This window comes from Novosphingobium kalidii (assembly GCF_040534015.1).
Taxonomy (GTDB): domain Bacteria; phylum Pseudomonadota; class Alphaproteobacteria; order Sphingomonadales; family Sphingomonadaceae; genus Novosphingobium; species Novosphingobium kalidii.
Window position 1 is genome coordinate 396,385 of record NZ_JBEWLY010000013.1, and the last position, 18,283, is coordinate 414,667.

At 60.3% G+C, this 18,283-nt stretch carries 16 protein-coding genes and 3 pseudogenes; 2 read left to right on the top strand and 17 right to left on the bottom strand.

Going from position 1 to position 18,283, the window contains the following annotated elements; translation table 11 throughout:
- Nucleotides 1-250: 250 nt before the first annotated feature.
- The 10 genes and pseudogenes from ABVV53_RS08650 to ABVV53_RS08695 all read right to left on the bottom strand — a co-directional run bounded on the left by ABVV53_RS08650 (nt 251) and on the right by ABVV53_RS08695 (nt 9,237).
- Nucleotides 251-1,162 carry an ArdC family protein gene (locus tag ABVV53_RS08650; RefSeq protein WP_353983980.1) on the bottom strand — a complete coding sequence of 304 codons (912 nt, stop codon included), beginning with the start codon at nt 1,160-1,162 and terminating at the stop codon, nt 251-253.
- 146 nt (nt 1,163-1,308) lie between these two features.
- A complete protein-coding gene (locus tag ABVV53_RS08655) occupies nt 1,309-1,566 on the bottom strand; it encodes a hypothetical protein (RefSeq protein WP_353983981.1) in 258 nt (85 codons plus the stop codon).
- Nucleotides 1,563-1,889, bottom strand: coding sequence for a hypothetical protein (locus ABVV53_RS08660; protein ID WP_353983982.1), 327 nt, complete (start codon nt 1,887-1,889; stop codon nt 1,563-1,565). Before ABVV53_RS08660 ends, ABVV53_RS08655 begins: the two co-directional genes overlap by 4 nt.
- 32 nt (nt 1,890-1,921) lie before the next feature.
- Nucleotides 1,922-2,104 (bottom strand): annotated as a pseudogene (locus tag ABVV53_RS08665) (DUF2958 domain-containing protein); the annotation flags it as partial.
- 39 nt (nt 2,105-2,143) lie between these two features.
- The gene (locus ABVV53_RS08670) at nt 2,144-3,214 is read right to left on the bottom strand and encodes a PGN_0703 family putative restriction endonuclease (RefSeq protein WP_353983983.1); all 1,071 of its coding nucleotides are present in this window, start codon (nt 3,212-3,214) and stop codon (nt 2,144-2,146) included.
- A gap of 318 nt (nt 3,215-3,532) precedes the next feature.
- Nucleotides 3,533-4,093 carry a hypothetical protein gene (locus ABVV53_RS08675; RefSeq protein WP_353983984.1) on the bottom strand — a complete coding sequence of 187 codons (561 nt, stop codon included), beginning with the start codon at nt 4,091-4,093 and terminating at the stop codon, nt 3,533-3,535.
- A gap of 58 nt (nt 4,094-4,151) precedes the next feature.
- Nucleotides 4,152-4,661, bottom strand: coding sequence for a hypothetical protein (locus tag ABVV53_RS08680; protein ID WP_353983985.1), 510 nt, complete (start codon nt 4,659-4,661; stop codon nt 4,152-4,154).
- Nucleotides 4,662-4,738: 77 nt separating this feature from the next.
- A complete protein-coding gene (locus ABVV53_RS08685; RefSeq protein WP_353983986.1) occupies nt 4,739-6,778 on the bottom strand; it encodes an AAA family ATPase in 2,040 nt (679 codons plus the stop codon).
- A 42-nt stretch (nt 6,779-6,820) separates the two neighbouring features.
- On the bottom strand, nt 6,821-7,642 hold the full coding sequence (locus ABVV53_RS08690; protein ID WP_353983987.1) for a hypothetical protein: 822 nt from the start codon (nt 7,640-7,642) through the stop codon (nt 6,821-6,823).
- Nucleotides 7,643-7,758: 116 nt separating this feature from the next.
- Nucleotides 7,759-9,237, bottom strand: a complete 1,479-nt coding sequence (locus ABVV53_RS08695; protein ID WP_353983988.1) for a DUF2779 domain-containing protein — start codon at nt 9,235-9,237, stop codon at nt 7,759-7,761.
- A 220-nt stretch (nt 9,238-9,457) separates the two neighbouring features.
- Between ABVV53_RS08695 and ABVV53_RS08700 the strand changes: the two genes are divergently transcribed.
- On the top strand, nt 9,458-10,447 hold the full coding sequence (locus ABVV53_RS08700) for a helix-turn-helix transcriptional regulator (protein ID WP_353983989.1): 990 nt from the start codon (nt 9,458-9,460) through the stop codon (nt 10,445-10,447).
- Between the two features lie 443 nt (nt 10,448-10,890).
- On the opposite strand, the gene ABVV53_RS08705 is transcribed toward ABVV53_RS08700, so the two are convergent.
- The gene (locus ABVV53_RS08705; protein ID WP_353983990.1) at nt 10,891-11,217 is read right to left on the bottom strand and encodes a hypothetical protein; all 327 of its coding nucleotides are present in this window, start codon (nt 11,215-11,217) and stop codon (nt 10,891-10,893) included.
- 611 nt (nt 11,218-11,828) lie between these two features.
- Nucleotides 11,829-12,050 (bottom strand): annotated as a pseudogene (locus ABVV53_RS08710) (transposase); the annotation flags it as partial.
- Here ABVV53_RS08710 and ABVV53_RS08715 point away from each other — a divergent pair.
- Nucleotides 12,047-12,819, top strand: a pseudogene (locus tag ABVV53_RS08715) (IS701 family transposase); the annotation flags it as partial. The pseudogenes ABVV53_RS08710 and ABVV53_RS08715 overlap by 4 nt on opposite strands.
- Here the strand turns inward: ABVV53_RS08715 and ABVV53_RS08720 are convergent.
- The 5 genes from ABVV53_RS08720 to ABVV53_RS08740 form a co-directional block, all read right to left on the bottom strand.
- The gene (locus ABVV53_RS08720; protein WP_353983991.1) at nt 12,810-13,631 is read right to left on the bottom strand and encodes a DUF5131 family protein; all 822 of its coding nucleotides are present in this window, start codon (nt 13,629-13,631) and stop codon (nt 12,810-12,812) included. The pseudogene ABVV53_RS08715 and the gene ABVV53_RS08720 overlap by 10 nt on opposite strands.
- A 60-nt stretch (nt 13,632-13,691) precedes the next feature.
- Nucleotides 13,692-14,645, bottom strand: coding sequence for a nucleotidyltransferase domain-containing protein (locus tag ABVV53_RS08725; RefSeq protein ID WP_353983992.1), 954 nt, complete (start codon nt 14,643-14,645; stop codon nt 13,692-13,694).
- Nucleotides 14,642-15,652: an HD domain-containing protein gene (locus ABVV53_RS08730; RefSeq protein WP_353983993.1), complete on the bottom strand. Its 1,011-nt coding sequence runs from the start codon at nt 15,650-15,652 to the stop codon at nt 14,642-14,644. Before ABVV53_RS08730 ends, ABVV53_RS08725 begins: the two co-directional genes overlap by 4 nt.
- Before the next feature lie 187 nt (nt 15,653-15,839).
- Nucleotides 15,840-17,135: a three-Cys-motif partner protein TcmP gene (locus tag ABVV53_RS08735; protein ID WP_353983994.1), complete on the bottom strand. Its 1,296-nt coding sequence runs from the start codon at nt 17,133-17,135 to the stop codon at nt 15,840-15,842.
- Nucleotides 17,136-17,566: 431 nt separating this feature from the next.
- Nucleotides 17,567-18,241 carry a hypothetical protein gene (locus tag ABVV53_RS08740; RefSeq protein ID WP_353983995.1) on the bottom strand — a complete coding sequence of 225 codons (675 nt, stop codon included), beginning with the start codon at nt 18,239-18,241 and terminating at the stop codon, nt 17,567-17,569.
- Nucleotides 18,242-18,283: the final 42 nt, after the last annotated feature.

The window sequence follows — 18,283 nt, forward strand, 5'->3', positions numbered from 1 at the left end:
CTCTGCCTGAGCAACTCTGCAGTGCGGTCGAGTGCGGCTTCGATATCAGGTCGCGCCTCGACGATGGCCCCGTCTGCGAGCAGAGACGTCGCGCGCGATCCGACTTCATGCCCGACTTTGAATCGCGCCAATGTATCTGGAGCGTACCGGGCCTCGTGGCGGCGATGCACCTGAAGCCATAGTCGCCGCGGGCAGTGCTCATAAGCCGCAATCTTCGATTTCGAGAGCCGGAAGGGCTTCGGTGCTGCTGTCACCCTACCTGCTCCATGCGGAGGGACACAGGTGTTTGGTGGCGCTTGCCAGCATCAGCTCCGCAAGCCAGCTCGACGAGGTAGTCCGCCGCCGCTTGCGCTCGCCCGGCGGCGGTAACGATCGCGCGTGGGTCGCCGCCGAGCACGCGGAGCCACGACGCCATATAGGGCGCATGGTCGATCCGCGGCTCGCACGCGAGCCCCAGATGGGCAACGGTGAATGCGGCGGCCAGCTCGGCAATCAGCTCCTCCATTGCATAAGCGTCCGAGCCGAAGCGGCCGGAGAGGTCACGGTTGAGATGGCGCTCGGCGCCAGTCCAGTGGGTCAGCTCATGCGCCAGAACGGAATAGAACGCCTCCGGCGATCGAAACGACGAAAAAGGCGGCATCGACACCATATCCGTTGCGGGATCGTAGAACGCGGCGTCGCTGCCTTGCCAGATGCTCGCCGGTTGCGATCGGAAGAAGGTCTCGGCACGCTCGATTCGTGAGCCGTCGGGCAAATCAGGCACAGGCTCGCGCTGGTAACCCTCGACCTGGTCTGCATTGAACAGATGGAAGGCGCGAACAAGGAGGCGGCCGGGCTGCGCATCTTCAACATCATCAGCTTGGGGTCGCGCTGCCAACGGCTTCCACAACATCACGGCGGTGGAGCGCTCCCCTTTGAGGATCTTACCGCCATTTTCGGCCCACTGTCGGTAGGTCGCCCAGCGGCCGGAGGAATAGCCGACGCGACTGGCCTCTGCCCAAAGGAGCAGCGTATTGATCCCGCGGTAAGCCCGGCCGGTGATGGCGTTCGCGGGAGCACCGACCCCGGTGCCGCAGTGCCAGGGCATCTGGTAGCGTTCAGCACCCCCTTCAATGGCTGCAATGATCTGCTGCGTGACACGCTGGTAGATATCTGCCTTCATGCCGAGCCCTTGTTCCTGTCCATGGACAAGGATTCACGAAGGTGCGGGACGTTTTCACCCTAGCAAACGCAAGCGCACGCAAGGCGATATGCAACGCTAGCCACTAAGAACCTCACCAACGATGACAGGGGGGCCCATCCGCATCATCAAAGGTCCTTCCACCAAATACGGGGCGGGGTGTTTAGATGGTCCAGAGGAACGCCGTAGTCGCGCGGCCCCCAAGCATCGGGGCGCTTGGCAGGCTGACGAAAGATGCGGTAGTCGCTGCCCTTGATGGCGTCCGGGTCCGGGTCGAGGAAGGCGCGGTCATCCCTAATCTCACGGATCGTCGCCCAACCTTGCGACCCTCTGCCCGTCCAGAAGGTGACGCGTTGACCAACGACGAAGGCGAGCTGGGCCGTCACGTGAGTGCGTCACGCGCCACGGTTGGTGGAACCTTCTCTAGAAACAGAGCTGTCTCTCCGGCGCAGGCATGGTAATGGGCGTAGTCGAACAGGCCTGTCAGCTGCCAAGTCTGAGTTTCTACATTCCAGCCGGCTCGATCGTCGTTGGCAATGTCCTCGCTGCCGCAGTGCTCGCAGATCCTCCGCTGAATGCCCATGTTCACGAAGCCGAGCCTGTGGGCGGCTGGCAACTCAATGACGATCTGCCCTGCGACACCAGCGGCCTCGGGATAAACCGACAGCGGCGGCGTTGCGAGGGAGCCGCCACCCACTTTGATTGCCAATCCGAGCCGGCCTCTGACGCCGGCAAGTTTCATCAGGCTGATAAGCCAAGCTCCGGAAAGCCAAGGGCCAGATCGCAGAGGCCGAAGGCAAGATCTGGATCGCGCGGATCGGCCTCGCTCAGCAGCGATCTCGCCTGCGCGTCGGGCGTGAACAGCTTGATGACAGATGGCGGATAGCTGTCTTGGCTCGCGTGACAGCACCCGTTTGCAATGAGCTGCGCCCACCAAGCTTTTGTTGATGAAGGTGGGGTGGCTCATCGAGGCTCCAGTGCGAGCAGGGCGTTGGGGCGCGCCGCAGGGATCGTAGACAGTGTCCAGCTCTGCGCACTTCTCGCTAGCGCCTGCTCAAGAGCGGCATCGACCTTGGTCCAGTCGGTGTAACGGTCGTGAAGGGCAAAGGCGTATTCAGGTTGGCCCGCTGAGCTGATAGCAGCGATGAAATGCTCGAGGGTGATCGTGGTGAAGCAAACTTGACCTTTGACCGGCTCCGTTAGGTAGGCGCTGTATAAAGCCGCAGCCCGTTGAACATGATGATTGTGGCGAGGGGCTACCAAGATAAAGTTGGCCTCAGCCCAGTCGCCTCGGATCAGCCCGGCCTGCGCCAGAAGATGCTCGCGGAACAACTGCTGTAGTGGGTTCAGGCGGAGTAGAGCGCTAGCGTGATCCTTGTACAGCCCCGAGGCGTCGGCGAGATCATCGTAGGGCTGCCGCAAACCTTGAGCAGGGCCCTCGTGCAGGCTTTCTGAGTATTTGACCTCGAAGCCAAGGAAGCCGTGCCTGCCGTCGTGCCGCTCGTAAACTATGGCCACGTCGAAGGCCGTACGGTCGGCGGTGAGTGCATGATGAAGCCGGCCGGGCGAGTGCTCGAACAGGATCTTAGTGACGTTGCGGCAGTCGAGCTCGGGAAGGAGGTTGCGCAGCACCTTGGTCGCAAGGCCCCCGTTAAGGCGCAGCGGCGCGAACAAGTTAAACGCCAGCGGCATGCTGCTGAGCAGGTTGCCGAAGAGCCTGCCACGATCAATCAGGGCGCCGTGTTCCTGATATAAGACCTCGCGACGGGCGAGCTGGGCCACCTGAGGTAGGAGGAAATTGCGCCCCTCCTCCGCGGCCTTAGTGCCGAGCAATGACCCAATGCGGCGTTTCGCCGCCCGGGGCGGCTTGAAGCTGCCGATGGGAAGTTCCTGCTCCTCCCGCCAGATCGCCTGGAGCAGGCGTGCGCAGGCGCGGAAGCGAGTATCGGCTTTCTCCCTTACCTGGTGCTTCTTCAACACCACATCGGGAATGAGCGGCAGTAGTTCCGGATGGTGGTAGGGTTCGGGGGTCACTGGGGATGCTCTCCTTGGCCTGCACTGAGGCAAAGGAATTCATGTCAGCGCACTAGCAATGTACGGGATCTGCCGCGGGGCTCGAGCTGGAGGTCGGCACACGTCCCAAACTCTGCCTGTGGTGCTTCCCGCGCTGTCGCGAGCCAGTGTCTTCAAACACTTAGTAGGCGCCAAATCCCCCGCTTTGCATAAATGGTGGTTGGGGGGAGGGCGCCTGGCTACTCGGCGGAGAGCCACAAAGAGGATCATTCACGGTGGCAATGCGACGACGTGCACTGCCTGCCCGATTTAAGGCTGTGCACGAGTACCTAGGGCGCTTTAGTCTCCGCGGCGCAGGTCGTGTGCCACAATCTCGAAAACGTCTTCCACATCCACGCCCTTCATTAGAAGGTCGATTAGTGCATCGCGACGTTTAATGATTTCAGGCCCATAAACCAGGCGGTTGGCCTTGTGGTAGGCGTTCATCAGCTGTTTGGCGTCTTCCCTGTTTCGACGGACCAGCGGTCGGCTGTTCCTCTGCTGACGTTCAACTTCAAGATAGAACTCTTCTTCGATCGATTCCCAGGCGAACGACCTGATCCGCTCGCGTTCCAACTCGTAGTTGCCATCCCAAGCCTCGCCGGGCTCGCGAGTCCTTGCGTTTACGACCAAGCAGCTGATGTCGGGATAGCCCCGTGGGCGGGTGAACTGCCGCACAACCTCCAACCGGCGAGCGACGTTCAGCGGGACCGCGCGGCCGAGCACGACATTGTTCGGATGAGCGGCTTGCGCTGATGTGAGGAACTCGCCGAAAGTGAGCGTTTTGTCCCGTTGGGCGAGATTAACGAGCAGCGGGTAGAACAGCGGCGCCAGTTCACAATCAGTGTCGGTCAAAGGCATTTATTGATTTTCCTTAAAAGAAACGGGCTAAGGCCATCTGCGCTGAAGAAGTGAAATTTTACTCAACTGACCAGTCGCTGTCGGCGATTACGTCCTGAATTTCCCACTCTATGCGCGGGTTAGGACCACCTGCCCCGCGAAAGGCGGGATAGGCCAGAAAGTGCGTGAGAAATCCGGGTTTGAGGTCGAGGGTCAAAGGCGTGCTGCTTTCGGCAACCGGGATGCACAGTTCAATATCACTCTCCGGATGCGGACACTCGTAGAGGCGGCCCGCGAGGACCGCGCTTTCCAGGGCTTCATCGCCATGGTTGCGGAACCACCCTTCCACAGTGAAAACAGGCTGCCGATCGGGGCTGGCGCTGTTCAACTCTTGCGCCTCAATCGCCCATTCTACTGACGACGAGCCGGCGGGTATCTCATGCTCACTCCACCAGTCTTGCACAGCCAACAGCCCTAGCCACGCGACGACCAGATACACGCACCATCGAAACGGCTTTACCTGCATCATCAAGGCAAAGATGATGCCCGTTCCAATCCACCCGATTAGATTGTCATCCCTGTCCGTCACGTCTGCTCCTCCTGCTGGACTTGACGTTTAAGAGGGGTGTGCGACAAAAACGGTCGTGTGCGACTTGCCTGCCAGCTCTAATGAAAACCGATGCACCTCTTGCTCTCGCCACGCGCCTCAGCTTCTTGCCGCAGCCATGCCACAGCGCGCTCGCAACTCTGCTCGCCCAGCATCTGCGCGCGCCGAGCGACAACGACAAAGTCGCCTGGCGTCAGTCCCTCTGGAAGCGTGGTGCTGCTTCCGAGCGGAATTCCGAAGTACTGCTGAAAGAGGCGAGCCGCCGTTGAGGGTGGCAGCGGCTCAAATGTTGCCCGAAGGGTGAAGTGGCGCTGCGTAGCGGGGTCCAGGCGATCCGCGAGATTAGTGGTGGCGATGAAGGGCGTCCGCAGCCTCTCCATGCAACGAAGCATCTCGTTTACCATGCCGACCTCCCAGCTTCGGCGCGCGCCTTGCCGATCGAACAGGAAGCTGTCCGCCTCATCCAGCAGTAACATGGCGCCGTTATCCCCAGAGCGGCGGAACGCGCTAGCAATGTTAGCCTCCGTTTCTCCCACGTAGGGAGAGAGGAGATCAGACCCGCGCACTTCGGCCACCTCCAGCCCAGCGCGGGAAGCAAGGAAGCGGGCGAAAGCCGACTTGCCGGTGCCAGACGGTCCGGCCAAAAGTAGGCTCCAGCTCCGATCGGGAGCGCCTGCCAGCTTCTGGGCAACGTCCTCGAGGTCCACGTCAGCTCGTGAAAGGCTTGGATCATAAAGCGTGAGGCTGCTGTTCTCGTGCACGACTGACTTTCCCAAGGCGGTGAGAATGCTCTCCCCGGCGCGCACCAAGCCGTCGACGCCGCATCCGCTCAGAACGCCAGCGGTTACAGCGTTGGCCAGCACGGCTGGAGCGGCGGGCAAGCTCGCCAGCCGGCGCACGCTCACGTCGTCCAGCGGCAAGTCGGCCGCTAGAGCCTGCCGCCGCACGATCTGCTCACGAACTGGACGGTTGGGCAGATCGAACCGAATAGCCAAGGTCATCCGACGTACGATGGTTTCCCCCAGCTCACGCGGGTCATTGGTGATCCAAAGGATGGAGGTGCGCGGATCTTCGACCATCTGGTTGAGCCACAGCTTGGACATCGTCCCGCGGACCCGGGAGCCGCTCGCGCCCAGCTGGAAGAGGTCATCTGCCTCATCCACAACTACCAGTCGCCGGACGCCCGGCGCGGTCATGCCGCGCAAGATGTTGAGATGGGCCAGCCGCTCGTGCCGACTTGGCTCGTCACCATCCTCGTCACTCTCGCCCGCAAACACAGCGTCCCAGCCGAGGCGGTCCGCCAGTGCACGCGCGAACTCGCTTTTGCCCGTGCCGGGCGCGCCGTGGAGCAGCAGGCTCACGGCGCGCCCGCGTTTGTCGGCTCCGCGCACCAGTTCCAGAGCCATATCCCTCAAAGCGCCGAGGTGAGAGAAATCTTCCCACGACAGAGTGGAGCGCGGTGCAACCGGCACGAGAAGCGCGAGCAGACTAGACGAATCGATCTCACGTAGGCGCGCGACGCGCCTGAGTAGGCGGCCGGCCTCGTATTCTCCCTCGCCGACCTCCTCGATCAGGCCAGCCCGCAACAATCGGCTGGCCGGCTCCAGGCGGCGTTCAACGTTGACAATCGAAAGCCCACCCAGAATTGCAGCCACGGCAGAGGTCACATGATGGCTGCGGAAGGGCAGCGCCTCGCAGAGCGAGCGCCAGCTGTCGAACAGCGCAATGCGCGCTAACAGGGCGAGCAGCGCTGTATCTTGCGGCTCCAGCTGCAACAAGTCGACCAGCAGCGCAATGCGTGTGTCGAGCGAGGCGGGCGGAAGGACAGTGACCTTGGGGTCGGTCAAGTCCCGCAGAAGAGTGGGATAGCCCGACGGTGTAGCTGGCTCGTCGTCCTCTGCGACGTCGATCCCGAGGAGCGCGCCTCGCTCCTGTACGAAGCGGAGAAGCTGTGGTCCCGCGAGGCGAAGCTGCTGGTCCGTGAGACGGTGGATAATGCGAGAGAAGGCGCAGCGCAGTTGCGCGCCTTCTTCCGGGGCGAGGCCGAGCGGTTCGGTAGTGGCGCCACGGCGCCGGCGAAGATGGGGACGAAATGCCATACCGCCTGTCTGCGGTATGGCTCCGCCATATTTGGTCGTAGCTCAGGCGGCGAGCGGGTGATCGCCGCAGTGAGAACCGCTTTCAGGCCGCGGATGTTCGACGATCCCCTGACGTGACGCCTCCATGAGGATCTTGTCGAAGTAGCGCAGGCGCCGCGGGGTCAGCACGCCGTCAACTTCAATGACGAGCTTTTTCACGGCAAGATCAATGGCGATTGCTTGGGGTAGGCTGGGCACTGCTCGGTTCGTGTCCAAAATGTCGGTCAGATCGTTTCCACCCAAGTTCGCCCAGACCATTGTACGGACCAGCCAACGGTCAGGCTTAACCGACAAACCAACGTCGGTCAGAAAATGCATCGTGGTGATGTGTCCCCAACCCCGACCAAGCTCGTGCATCATCGTCGGGACAAGGTCATGGCGATCAAGAGGAACAAACCTGATTAGCGGCGCAGCCGACTGAGCACTCCAACGAGCGAGTGCCTGCGCTGCGCCTTGGACTGCGAAGAGACGCTTCTTCGTGATCGGCAGCTCCCTAAGTTGCGGCGGGGCATAGTCGGTGTAGGCGAACGAATCATTGCGATTGGCGGGCCCGTTCAACGTCAGATAAGGGCGCGTCGGGTCGCCCCACTGCCGCCAAAGATCCCCTTCAACGAAGGGTGTGAGCTGAGCCACCCAATTGAGGCCGATCTGTACCATGGTGTTAGCAAAGAGTGGCTTGTTCCACATATGGCGCCACACTTCGGAAGGCCCATCACGCTCGGGTTTGCCAATGTCCGCGGCGAGCTCTTCTGCGTCCCTGACCATGTCAGGGCACTCCGCCTGCATGCGCAGTTCGATCCTACGAAAAACTTGAGCTTTAGTCATGAGCAGACGGTCTCCTCAAAGGCGTCTAGATATTGTTGCCAGCGATATAATATAGAAGCTGTGTCTCCCCCGCGGGCTTACACCCTCGAAATCATCCATATGACAGATGAATTTGGTTAGTGTGCAAGGTTTGCGAAGTTATCCTGGGACAGAGATTTTGCGATAATGATCATAGCTTTAGTGTCGCGCAAGCAATAGTTTCGCAGGCCCTCTTCCAGTTCTTCGCGGCGTTCGGGTGATGTGTCGGGTGCAACTGCCTCTCGATAGGCATCTTGTGCCTGCGCGCCGTCTTTTACATCGAGCGACGCATAGTCGAGCTGCGGTGCAATGGTCGGCAGAACCCGCTTGAGAGACCAGCTACCGCGCTGATCGCGGTGGTACCAATGGTCCCGCGCAACGGGGAGCAGGTCGACTACGCGATCCCGGAGGCTCGCAAGCGCCATGGCAAGGTCCGGAAAATCCTTGGCGAGTTCAGCAAGACGGTCCTTTTCGAACTTCTCGAACCATACGATCACGGAGCCCTGGGCTGGGAGCCCTGCCAGTGCTTCAGCACAGGCACGTCGCGGGTCGGCTCCGTCAGTTTGGAGAAACTCAACGTGGTCGATCACGCCGTGCGCTGTTTCAATGTGGGCAGAGAATTGGAACGGGACCTGTCGCCACGGGCCGCAACCCGCCCACTGGGGGACTGCTTCCGACACAGTCTCGAAGTCCAGCCAAATGCGAGGGTACACCCAATTCGCCATCGCTGCTTGAGCGCCCAGCGCATCATGCTCGACAGTGCCCGTCACCGTTGCCCGATGAATTCGTTGGTGCCCGGGCGTGCTGATGAGTTCCGCCGGTACGTCTCGCAGATCAGTATAACCCATTCGCGCTAGGCGCCTGCCGCCACCATGAGGCAGGATTTCAACCGGCCATTCGGCGCTAGGCTGCCCCGCAAGGCAGTGAGTCCGGAAGGAGCAATCGTACGGCTTACTACAGTGACTGCTGGGCACCACCGATGGTTCAGCGCCCTCCAGCACCATCCGTGCCGCCTCGACCACTGCGCCGCGCTCCTCTACTAGGGGCTCGATCGCCTCCATCTGCGTGCTGTCGACGAAGAGGCCGCTAAGGTCTCCGCTTTCCGGTAGGCGGAAGGCCGGATTCAGGTGTCGGATGGAGGCTGCTCCGACGCGCAGCCCAGCGCCTCGGGCAACCCAGAGTTGCGTGGCCAAATCGGTCAGGTGCTCGGGTTTCGCAGTGGTGGAGGACTTCACCTCCACCATATGCCAGCTGCCATCCACACGTCGTTCCAGGATGTCGCAACGTACAAGCACACCCTCAAAGCGGAAGGTGGCCTCGAATATCGGCCCGTTATGACCATCCGCCAGAAGCTGCTTGGTTTGGCGCAGGGCAGCAGACAGGTCGGGGTCGGCCTCTACCATAACGCCGCCCGGACGTTGGCGGCAAGCTACGTCGCCAACAACATGCCCCGAGGCGAACCTCGCCCGCGTGCCGGCGTTTTCCTCGGCGAGTTCCGGCCGTTGGGTCATCAGCCACAACTTGCGGGAGCACTGCTCGAAAGCAGCGATGCGAGACTTGGAAAGCGAATGAGCCATGCCTTTCTCCTTAGGCGGCGGTCGTTAAGGCTGAGTATGCGTAGTCGGACGACAAAATTGGTCGCACCAGCGGAGATTAGGAGACCTGCAAGGATCAGTGCGTAGGGAGAGCCAAGTAACGGAAGTTGGCACAAGAGCGGGGTGACGAAGCCAGTATGACCGCAAATAAGTTCTCACCCACTTGGCTCACGCGTGCTGGCTCCAGGGCCGAGGCAGTACGATGACGCAGCGTATGGCCAAGCTGGACCGCATTCTGATGCTGGTCAGCGAATTAACAAGAACATCGGAGGGTCTTACCCTAGACGAAATGGCCGAGCGTGTGGACGTGAGCCGTCGCACTGTGGAGCGAATGCGCGACATAATCCTCCTCCATTTTGACCTTGAGGAGGTCCAGGACGAGCGTCAGAAGCGATTCCTGATCCGCGACAGCTTGCGCCGTGTCTACACGCGGCCGACCGCGGCGGAAGTCGCGGCCTTGCAGGCAGAGGTCGACGGCCACCGCGCTGCCGGACGAATGGTGCGTGCCGAGCCGCTTGGAGTGCTGTTGTCGAAGGTCCGCGGCGCATTGGATGATCGAGAAAAGCGTCGCCTTGATCCTGACCTTGACGCCTTAGCCCGGCTGCAGCGCACCCTCCCGCAGGCTGGCCCGGACGCGCCCGTGGCGCCTGAAACCCTGGTGGCCATCCAAACTGCAATAATGGCAGGGCAGTGCGTGGAATTCGAGTATCTTCCTGTCGGTCAGACCCAACCCGGGTGGCGCCGGGTCATCCCTTACGGCCTTGTCCACGGCGCCCTCAGCTACCTAATTTGCAACATAGCCAAAGACGAAGGTAAGCCGTTCTACTACCGACTAGACCGCATGACCGATGTTCGGGTTAGCGATCTAATGGGGAGTCCGCCCCACGACTGGGACCTGGATACCTGGCTCGAGCCAAACTTTGGTGTCTACCAGGAAGCGCCGCAAGAGGTCCGATTGCGCGTCAAGCCTCATGCTGTCGAGCGCGCGCGAGGATGGCGCTTCCACGCTAGCCAGGTGATAGAGCAGTCGGAAGACGGCGGCCTGGTCGTACGGTTCCGAGCTGGCGGTATGCAGGAACTCGTCGATCATTTGTTCAGCTGGGCGGGCATGCTCGTCATTGACGAACCTCCGGCTTTGCAGGCGATGATGGCTGAGCGGCTGGCGTCAGCTCAGAGCATGATATCGGATTGACTAGAGCGCGGTACGCAGCTTAGCGGGCCGATCGGGACTGAATCGGCAATTCAGCTCCTCCGGATCGGGATGGTTTGTTGGCTCGCCCAAGTCTGGGGCCACCCGATGAGACGCCCATCAGCGTACAGTTCGGCATCCCTCATCTGCGACCAGTGATAAGTGCGCCGAGGGAGCGCTGTGGCGAATGCCCGCGCTCCACTTGATGTCCACTGCGATCACAAAGTGCCGGCTGCGGAGTCTGTGGAGAGAGTAGGGCACGCGACGTGCGCGCTATAGTTTTGGTCAATGAAGCATCCCGTCAACCCAAGCTGTGCTGGAAGCGCACCGCGTGACCTAGCTAATGTCCGGGTCGGGTAGTAGGTGCTGCTGTACGCCGCCGGCAAGGTCGAGGTCCTCCGCGAGAGGTCAGCATCACCTGAAGGCGGAGGGTCGTCCTTGACAGACTATGAGCGAGCACCCGATTTCGCCGGGCTCCTGATAGCGATCACGCGCTGGCCATGGCGGCCAGTTGCGGCGTCAGAAAGTTGCGGCCGGCTGAGGTCGCCGCCGGGGCTCAGCCTTGACCCAAGCCGCCGCGCATGACCATCCCGGCCCCGATGAACGCCCATGGGAATGTCGCGGCTTCGAAGCCAAAGAGCCTGCAGGAGGCGGCCGCAGGCTTTGAGCCGATCATCATAGCGTTTAGGGACATGAGAACGCTTAAGCACCTCACCCGGGATGATTGGCAGGTTCAAGCGGTACGCACCAGACAACGTCGGCAACTGCGGCATGGCATATCCTGTTCGAGAGCCCCGCGCGGGGCAGGCGAATAGGATTCATGAAAGTGTCGGAGATCAGAACGACAGCAAACCCTCAAATGTGATCAATCAAGCTTCTGTCTCCTGTCCCTAAAAGGATGGGGGAAGCATGTATGGGTAAAGGTGGTAGGCAGGGTAGGCAGGGTAGGCAGGGTAGGCAGGGTAGGGCGCAAGCGCATATAGAACGAAACCGCACACCCGTATGGTTGCCTTCTAACGGTAACTCCTACAGCGTTGCGTAAGCCTATCCTTAAACTCCCGCGTAAAGCGTCACTGATTTGACACCGAGCTCGCTTTTCATCGTGGGATATGTCCATCTATTCGGCGCAGATCCACTGCGCATCGCGCGGTCGTTTGACGTTTTCTGTTCTTGAACTGGTCCAAACGCCCGCCGGAAGTAGCTCCGGCTCAGGTCTTCGGCAGCTGATTTGAGGCGTAGGTCGCAATGTCCAGGAAAGCTGGGCACCTCCATTAACCCGTCGATCTGAGCGGGATTGGGTGCGGGCGTCGGATCTGGCGTGATTGCGAGCCGCATGGGTCCTCATTCGGCCGGTTTCGTTGGCATTCCTGACCTTCGGGCGTAGCTATCCCGTGGCTGCCCGGCGTTCGTGGAAGATCAGGCGGTTCATGTTGTAAGCAAGGTTGGCGAGGGTGATCTTGGCTTCTGCGCGCTTCATGCCGATGGTGCGGATGAACAGCTCCATTTGATCCTTCTGGCGAGCAAACACATGTTCGACGCGGGCTCGGATCTTGGATTTGGCAGCATTAGCTCTGGCGGTGCGTTCGGGCATTGGCTTGCCGCGCGGCTCCGTTCCGGCAGGCGCTGAGCGCACGTGGCCTTTGCTGGGCCGTCGGCATTCCCCGGCACCAGAAGGTCTATCCCGCCGACGTGCAACTGATCTTCCCAGTCGCGGGGCGTGGTCGCCCAAGGGTGCGTCACGTGCCGGACGTCAAATCCATAGCTGCGCATGCCATGCTTGAAGGCGCGAAGTGGCGACAGGGCAGTTGGCGAAAGGGAACGAAGGGACGCCTGACGGCCCGCTTTGCTGCCATGCGTGTGCGCATTGCGGATGGCGCACCCCAGCGGATCGGCTCCGCCGGAGCTCAGCACATGCCGGGCGAGGAAGCCTGGCTGGTGGGTGAACATCGCTCAAATGGCGAGCGCAAATATTATCTTTCCAATTTGCCCGCTGACACCCCGATCAAGGCTCTCGCCGGCGCAATCAAGGCGCGTTGGATCTGCGAACAAGCCCATCAGCAACTCAAGGAAGAACTGGGGCTGGATCACTTCGAGGGCCGATCATGGACCGGACTTCACCGCCATGCCCTGATGTCGACGATGGCCTACGCCTTCTTGCAATCCCGAAGGCTCGCTCAGGCGGGGCGGAAAAAAAAGAGTTCTCGGCCCGCCTCCTCATCCCAGCCTGCCAGCAGTGCGCCAGGCCATCCTTGACCGCCTGTCCGCTCACCGCCGCGCCACTGCCCTCACTGTGGATGCAGCCTCAACAGACCTCTCCACGCTCTTCTGCCAAAGTAGTGCTAGCGTACATTGCGCAAAACGCGGTCTACCCGTGATCAACTTTGGGCAGCCCGTTCCATTGTTCGCCATCAAGTAAACGGCCCGCAGCCTTCTTCCCTATTCGTAACATGGTCGTTCCGTCAGCTGCGGCCGCGTGCCTGGCCTTCGCGAGGTTTATTCCTTGCCCGGGAGCCCAGTCACCCCATTGCTTGAAGTGAAACGGTATGTCGGCTGCCATGCACTCGTTTAACAAAGACCTAAACCATGACGGGCTCGAAGGCCGGGCATTCGGGCCGCTCTCCCCGCCGGTGATGACCCAGTGGATGTATTGAGTCCAAGGTCCAAGCTTGACCGGTCCGAGTAGTGGTTCGGCTGATATGAAGCGGACTTTAGCTGGTATGCGCGCCAATGCCGGAAGCCGCTGGTCGGCCCATTCTTGGTCTTCGGTAGTTGTGCCAATCCAGACGTTGCTCGGCCAGCTGTCGCCCCAAGGTGTTAACTGGCCTACCAAGTCCGGGCGCTTGGTGAGGAGAAGCCAGTCAAGACCTCGGGTCTCACTGATCAACTCCCATAGCTTCTCGCGCTCACCGTCGAGATCTCTACGGTCCTCGAAAACGTCCGCCATCGACGCGCAGAACACGCGCGGCCGCTCGCCAGAGACGAGGGCGGCGCGGTTCCAAGCGAGCGGCTCTGCCCAATGCCGGGGACCGAAGAAGCGCCTTTCGGAATTGATGCCCCAGACGTTCTTTCCGAGGCGCTTCGACCAGCTTTCAGCGTAGCAGAACTTGCAAGCAGGAGACATTTTCACGCAGCCCCACCAAGGGTTGAACGTGTGGGTGGTCCACTCGATCCTGGAATTCTTTGCCACTGCTATTTCCTATCAGATTTCACCGTCACGCCTTGCGTCACGCTCGTCAAGGAAGATGGGTCAGAGCATGAGAGCTGTGACCGTCGGACTTTCTGTTCCAAAGTGCTCTTTCAGCAACGTTAGAAGATTTCCCCTGAACTGCTGTGCCTTGGCTCTCAGCTGCAGATACTGGTCGGACTCTGTTTGAACCGATTGGGGGTGGGAAAGTGCTTCGCGCACCTTCGGATCGTCGAGCGAGCGCAGAAAATCGGCGTAGAGTTCGAGGGATGGGCTCGCCTTATCACCGGCGAGTGTCGTCAAGCGCTTGTAGGCAGGCAGCGCCAGCAGTTCCGACAGCCTTTTGATCTTCGCATCGCGCTCCAGTCCGTGCGTTGCTCCCACGGCCATTACACCTGCAAAGAACAGTAGCATGCGTGAGAAGCGAAGCTTGATGAGCCGGATTTCGCGTGGCTTGTTGTCGCTCTGAACCTTGTACTCAAAATCTACGCAGATCGTTCGCCAGTAGCGAATGATGTCGTTGAGGAGAAACATGCATATCTGGTCGGCCCGAATGTTCGGCGCGACATACTGGGTGAGCAGACGCGTCCGAGCGTCATTGAAGCCGCTCTCGTTGTACAGCCATTCGCCCTCCAGCAGGAGTAGCATACGGCGTGTGATGAACTCGTTCTTGTCCTCCATACCGCCAATAGTCTGGCTCAATACGCTAACGCTCAGGGGCGTGTGAAATACGCCCCCATCTGCAGGCATCTTGAACCCGGCCGCCTGGAGACGAGTGCGCAAGGTTTCCTGCGCGGAGATCGCATCGGCGATCGCATCCTTCCTGTAGAGGACAAAAAGATCAACGTCAGAGCCGCTGGTGGCTTCTCGCCTGGCGTAGCTCCCGTTGACGCCAACGATCAGTTGCTGATTGTCGCCGATGACCTCTTGAGCAACGGCCCTCATCTTGTCCAGATCTGCTTCGGATCGGCTCGAGGTATCAGCGAAAACGGCTGCCGCATTCTGGCTCAAAGTCATGCCGTGGCAGCCTTGGTCATCACGTTTTTTCCTACAAGTTCAGCAATCGATATGCTTCTGCTCAGCTTAGTCTGAATGTAGCGCTTGCTCAGGTCGGACGCTGTGCAAACCGACGTGCTTTCATTCACCGAAAAATGCCGAACTGGCGCCTTTACGGCATGCTCGAAGATCTTCGGGTTTTTCTCAGACAGACGATGCAGGGCGCGGCGCTTGGACGACCGCGCCCAGGCAAAGATGCTGAAAAGGCCAGGCTGGCGGCCGCGCAATTGCTCTTCGTTCCAGAGGAAATTGCTCGGCCGGAACTGTGCGATTTCGAGAGACATGTAGGCTTGAGCAAGGCCGTCGAACAGCAGGCCGCTGGGGTGATGGATAATCAGGTTGTAGACGCTGTCCTTCAGTCGCCAGAACTCATCCGCGGCCTTCGCGGGCCATTCTGCTTCCGCCGCGATCAACGCCACTAGACGCTTTGGATTGAACGGGCGTGTCGCCTTTGCAGCAAAAAGCCTGGAGCGGCTGATGCCTTCGATTGTGTCTAGATTGATGGGACTGCCAAAGAGGAAGGCGTGCTGCCCCGTATGTGTGCCATCGACCATCGCGACGACTTCATCGAGGTCGATCTTGTAGGCTCGCATGATCTCCTGGATTTCCGAACCAAGAGGGGTCTTGCCTTCCAGGATAGCCGTTCCAGCCTTGTGGTGATTTATGCCGAAATTGGCATTGAACACCGGCTCGAGCGTGTGAGACAGCGGCCCGTGGCCGATATCATGGAGAATGCCCGCAGCCGCCAGAATACGGGTGTCGTAGCGGTTTAGAGCGCGAATATCGGCATAGAGTAGGGCGAGCTCGGCCACACCCAGTGAGTGGTCGTAGCGATTGTGGCGCCGACGATGAAAGCCTGCGCCATTGGATGCGCGGATATAATCGAGCGCACCAAGGAAGCCGATATTCTTAAGTCGCTGCAATGGCTTGGTATGAGCAAGTTCAGCGAGGAACGGATCGGCAAACACACGTTCCTCAGCATCCACGAGAAGCGGTGGACTCGGGGCGAGTTCAGGAAACAGAGGCAGCCGCTCCCACTCATCATCGTCCCGCCAAACGGTATCCACAGTTCACTCTCGCCGAATTCAGATCCATGCCGTGAATGCTGGTGCTCGGCATTCAAGCGGTCTAGCATCACCAAGTTAACGAGCCAAGCTAGGGTTGGCTCCTGTCTGTTGGCAAGTTAGAATTCAGCCGGCTGAACAGGGACGGTTGACGGGCCAGCATAATCCGGTCGGTCCAGGCGACCGTTTGCGTGCGGGGCTTGTCCTTGCCAAGGTCATCCTCGATCCGGATTTCGCCCTCGTCTCGCAGGGAGATCAAGACCTCCTCGAAAATTTCGCGAGTGACGGGCGTATCGTTGCAATGATTGCCGAACAGCGTCTCGAGGGAAGGAGCAATGTCCGAATCGATAGCAGCACGAATCTTGTGCGGAATCTGTTCCATCAGGATCTTGTGAGACAGGCGCCTGGAATGGGCATCGAACGTGTATGGTAGCAGAAGCTGGTCCGGATGAGTCGCATTGGCAAAGCCAAGCGCTTGTAGGCCCGCGCCTCCGTGGTGGAGCGAGATGGTGTTTTCCTGCCAGTGGATATTGCCGATCACGTTTCGCGCCTCCCGGTGGCGAGAAAGGTGCAGGAACCAATAACTTCTGTGTGCCTCGGGCGAGTGAATGAAGAAGGGGGAGTAAAACTCCGCCCCGGTCTGCTGCTTGAGGTGTTGGTAAAGCGTGTTCTGGATCAGAGTCCGCCAGCCCGGTCCTTCGCCCTTTTCTGTGGTGAGTTCCGAGATAAAGCCAGGATCAAGATTGATATCCCGGTAGCTGCGTTGCTTGAGACGCGTCTCGCTCATGTAGTCGATGAGGCTGTCGACACTGAAGGTTAGGAAAATCTCGGCCTTCTCCAACTGGCCGAGAATCTTGCGCATCGATCCGAACGCGACATCACTCCAGCCATATTGATCTAGGAGCCAGATCGATCTTCCCCGCTGGGGCGATCGCTTGCGCACGAGGCTGATGGCGTCGTCGACGCGGTCGTTGAAATCGTCGTTCCAAATATGAATGGTCTTGTCGAGCTGCTCCCTGAAGGGGGAGGCTTCGATCTCCGCACGAAGATAGTCGGTGTGGAAGCGATGGAGATCCCCAAACACGAACTCGGTGCGTATCTCGAAGCCCTTCGGGCGCGTGCGGTTCAGGGCTTCCTGAGCTTCTGCAATCGCATTCAGGAGGACGAGAGGAGAGCCTGGCACGTCGCGGTTGTTGAAGCGATACCTGCCGCCGCCACAGTAACCATCGATGACGGTAAGATTTAGCCTCTCTTGAACCGGAGTGGCCGTACAAACCTCGATATAGCGCCTGATGTAGCGATCCAAAATGCGATGCTTTGCAAGACTGTGACCGCCGATTTCGGGCGGTGCTTCGCCCGTTCGCCAGGTGTAGTGTTTTTTCGCCATTTGCCGAGCACTTTACACAACAGCGACCGCCTCGGGAAGCAGCAAGCCAACTGAACCGCGTGCTGAACCGCGGCGGATTGGCCCTCGGCTCCCGACTCCGAGTGTATCGACCCTGTCTGTGAAGGACTATGAATTTGGTTGCCCCTCGGGTGCGTCAGCGAGAGGCGCGAACATTGCTGAATCACCAGGCATGTCATTCCTTGTTAGGCGAAGATGATTTGCGGCACGCTGGCGGCAGCGCTGGCTCGCTGCTTTAGTTGTCTGAGCTAGTATTCCGCAGCCGAGCAGGCCGAAATTGAAGTAGACGGCGGTCTCGAGCTGGAGGTCGGCACCGTCCTTCAAACCCGCCTGTTGGCCAATTTGCCGTGAGGCGAGGCTCTGTTTTCAAACACTTGCACGCGTGCAGAACGGCCGGTTCACACGGATGCGCGCTACTCCGAGGTCGTGTCGACCGGCGGGGTGCCGTAGATCTCGGGCCAGTGGCGACGATGCTCTGTGATCAGGCGCTCGACCTCGTCGTGGTCGGCCCAATCGTGGGGGTCAACGTACCATTCGCTCGCCGGGTCGTCGAAGCCCTCGCCGGCGGGAAGCAGCGGGCGTGCCTCTGCAGCGCTGACCCACCACCCGCGGTCAGTCGAATGGGCGGCGATTACGTGCGCCTCGATCAGCCGGCGCAGCGGCGACGGCTGCGTGCTGGTGCGGTGGACATGTATGTCGAAAGGCCGCGGCGGCATCGCGCCGACCAAGTCGGAAAAATAGTCCGCCATGCGCCGTGCGGAGGCGAGGAATTCCTGCTGATACGGGGACGCGTCCGCGGTGACCGGGTTCGGCAGGTACGGCACCTCCAGCACGGCCTCTGGCGGTACGAAGCTGGGATCGTTCGGGTCGTACAGCTTGTGACCGAACCCCACGGCCGCCGCGAGTTGGGCGCGGGGCACCCACAGCTGCGTGCCGCGCGCGGTATAGCAGGAGAGATAGCCGGCAACCAAGGCAGCCTTGGTAAGCGACAGAAGCGGCTCGGTCAGACGCCGCACGTCCACATCGTAGTTGATTGAATGGTCGGGGCCAATGCCTTGGGCGCCTCGAGCGAAGATGTTGATCTGCATGGCAGGTGCCTGTTCGATGGAGCTGAGGGCGGTGGCGGACGC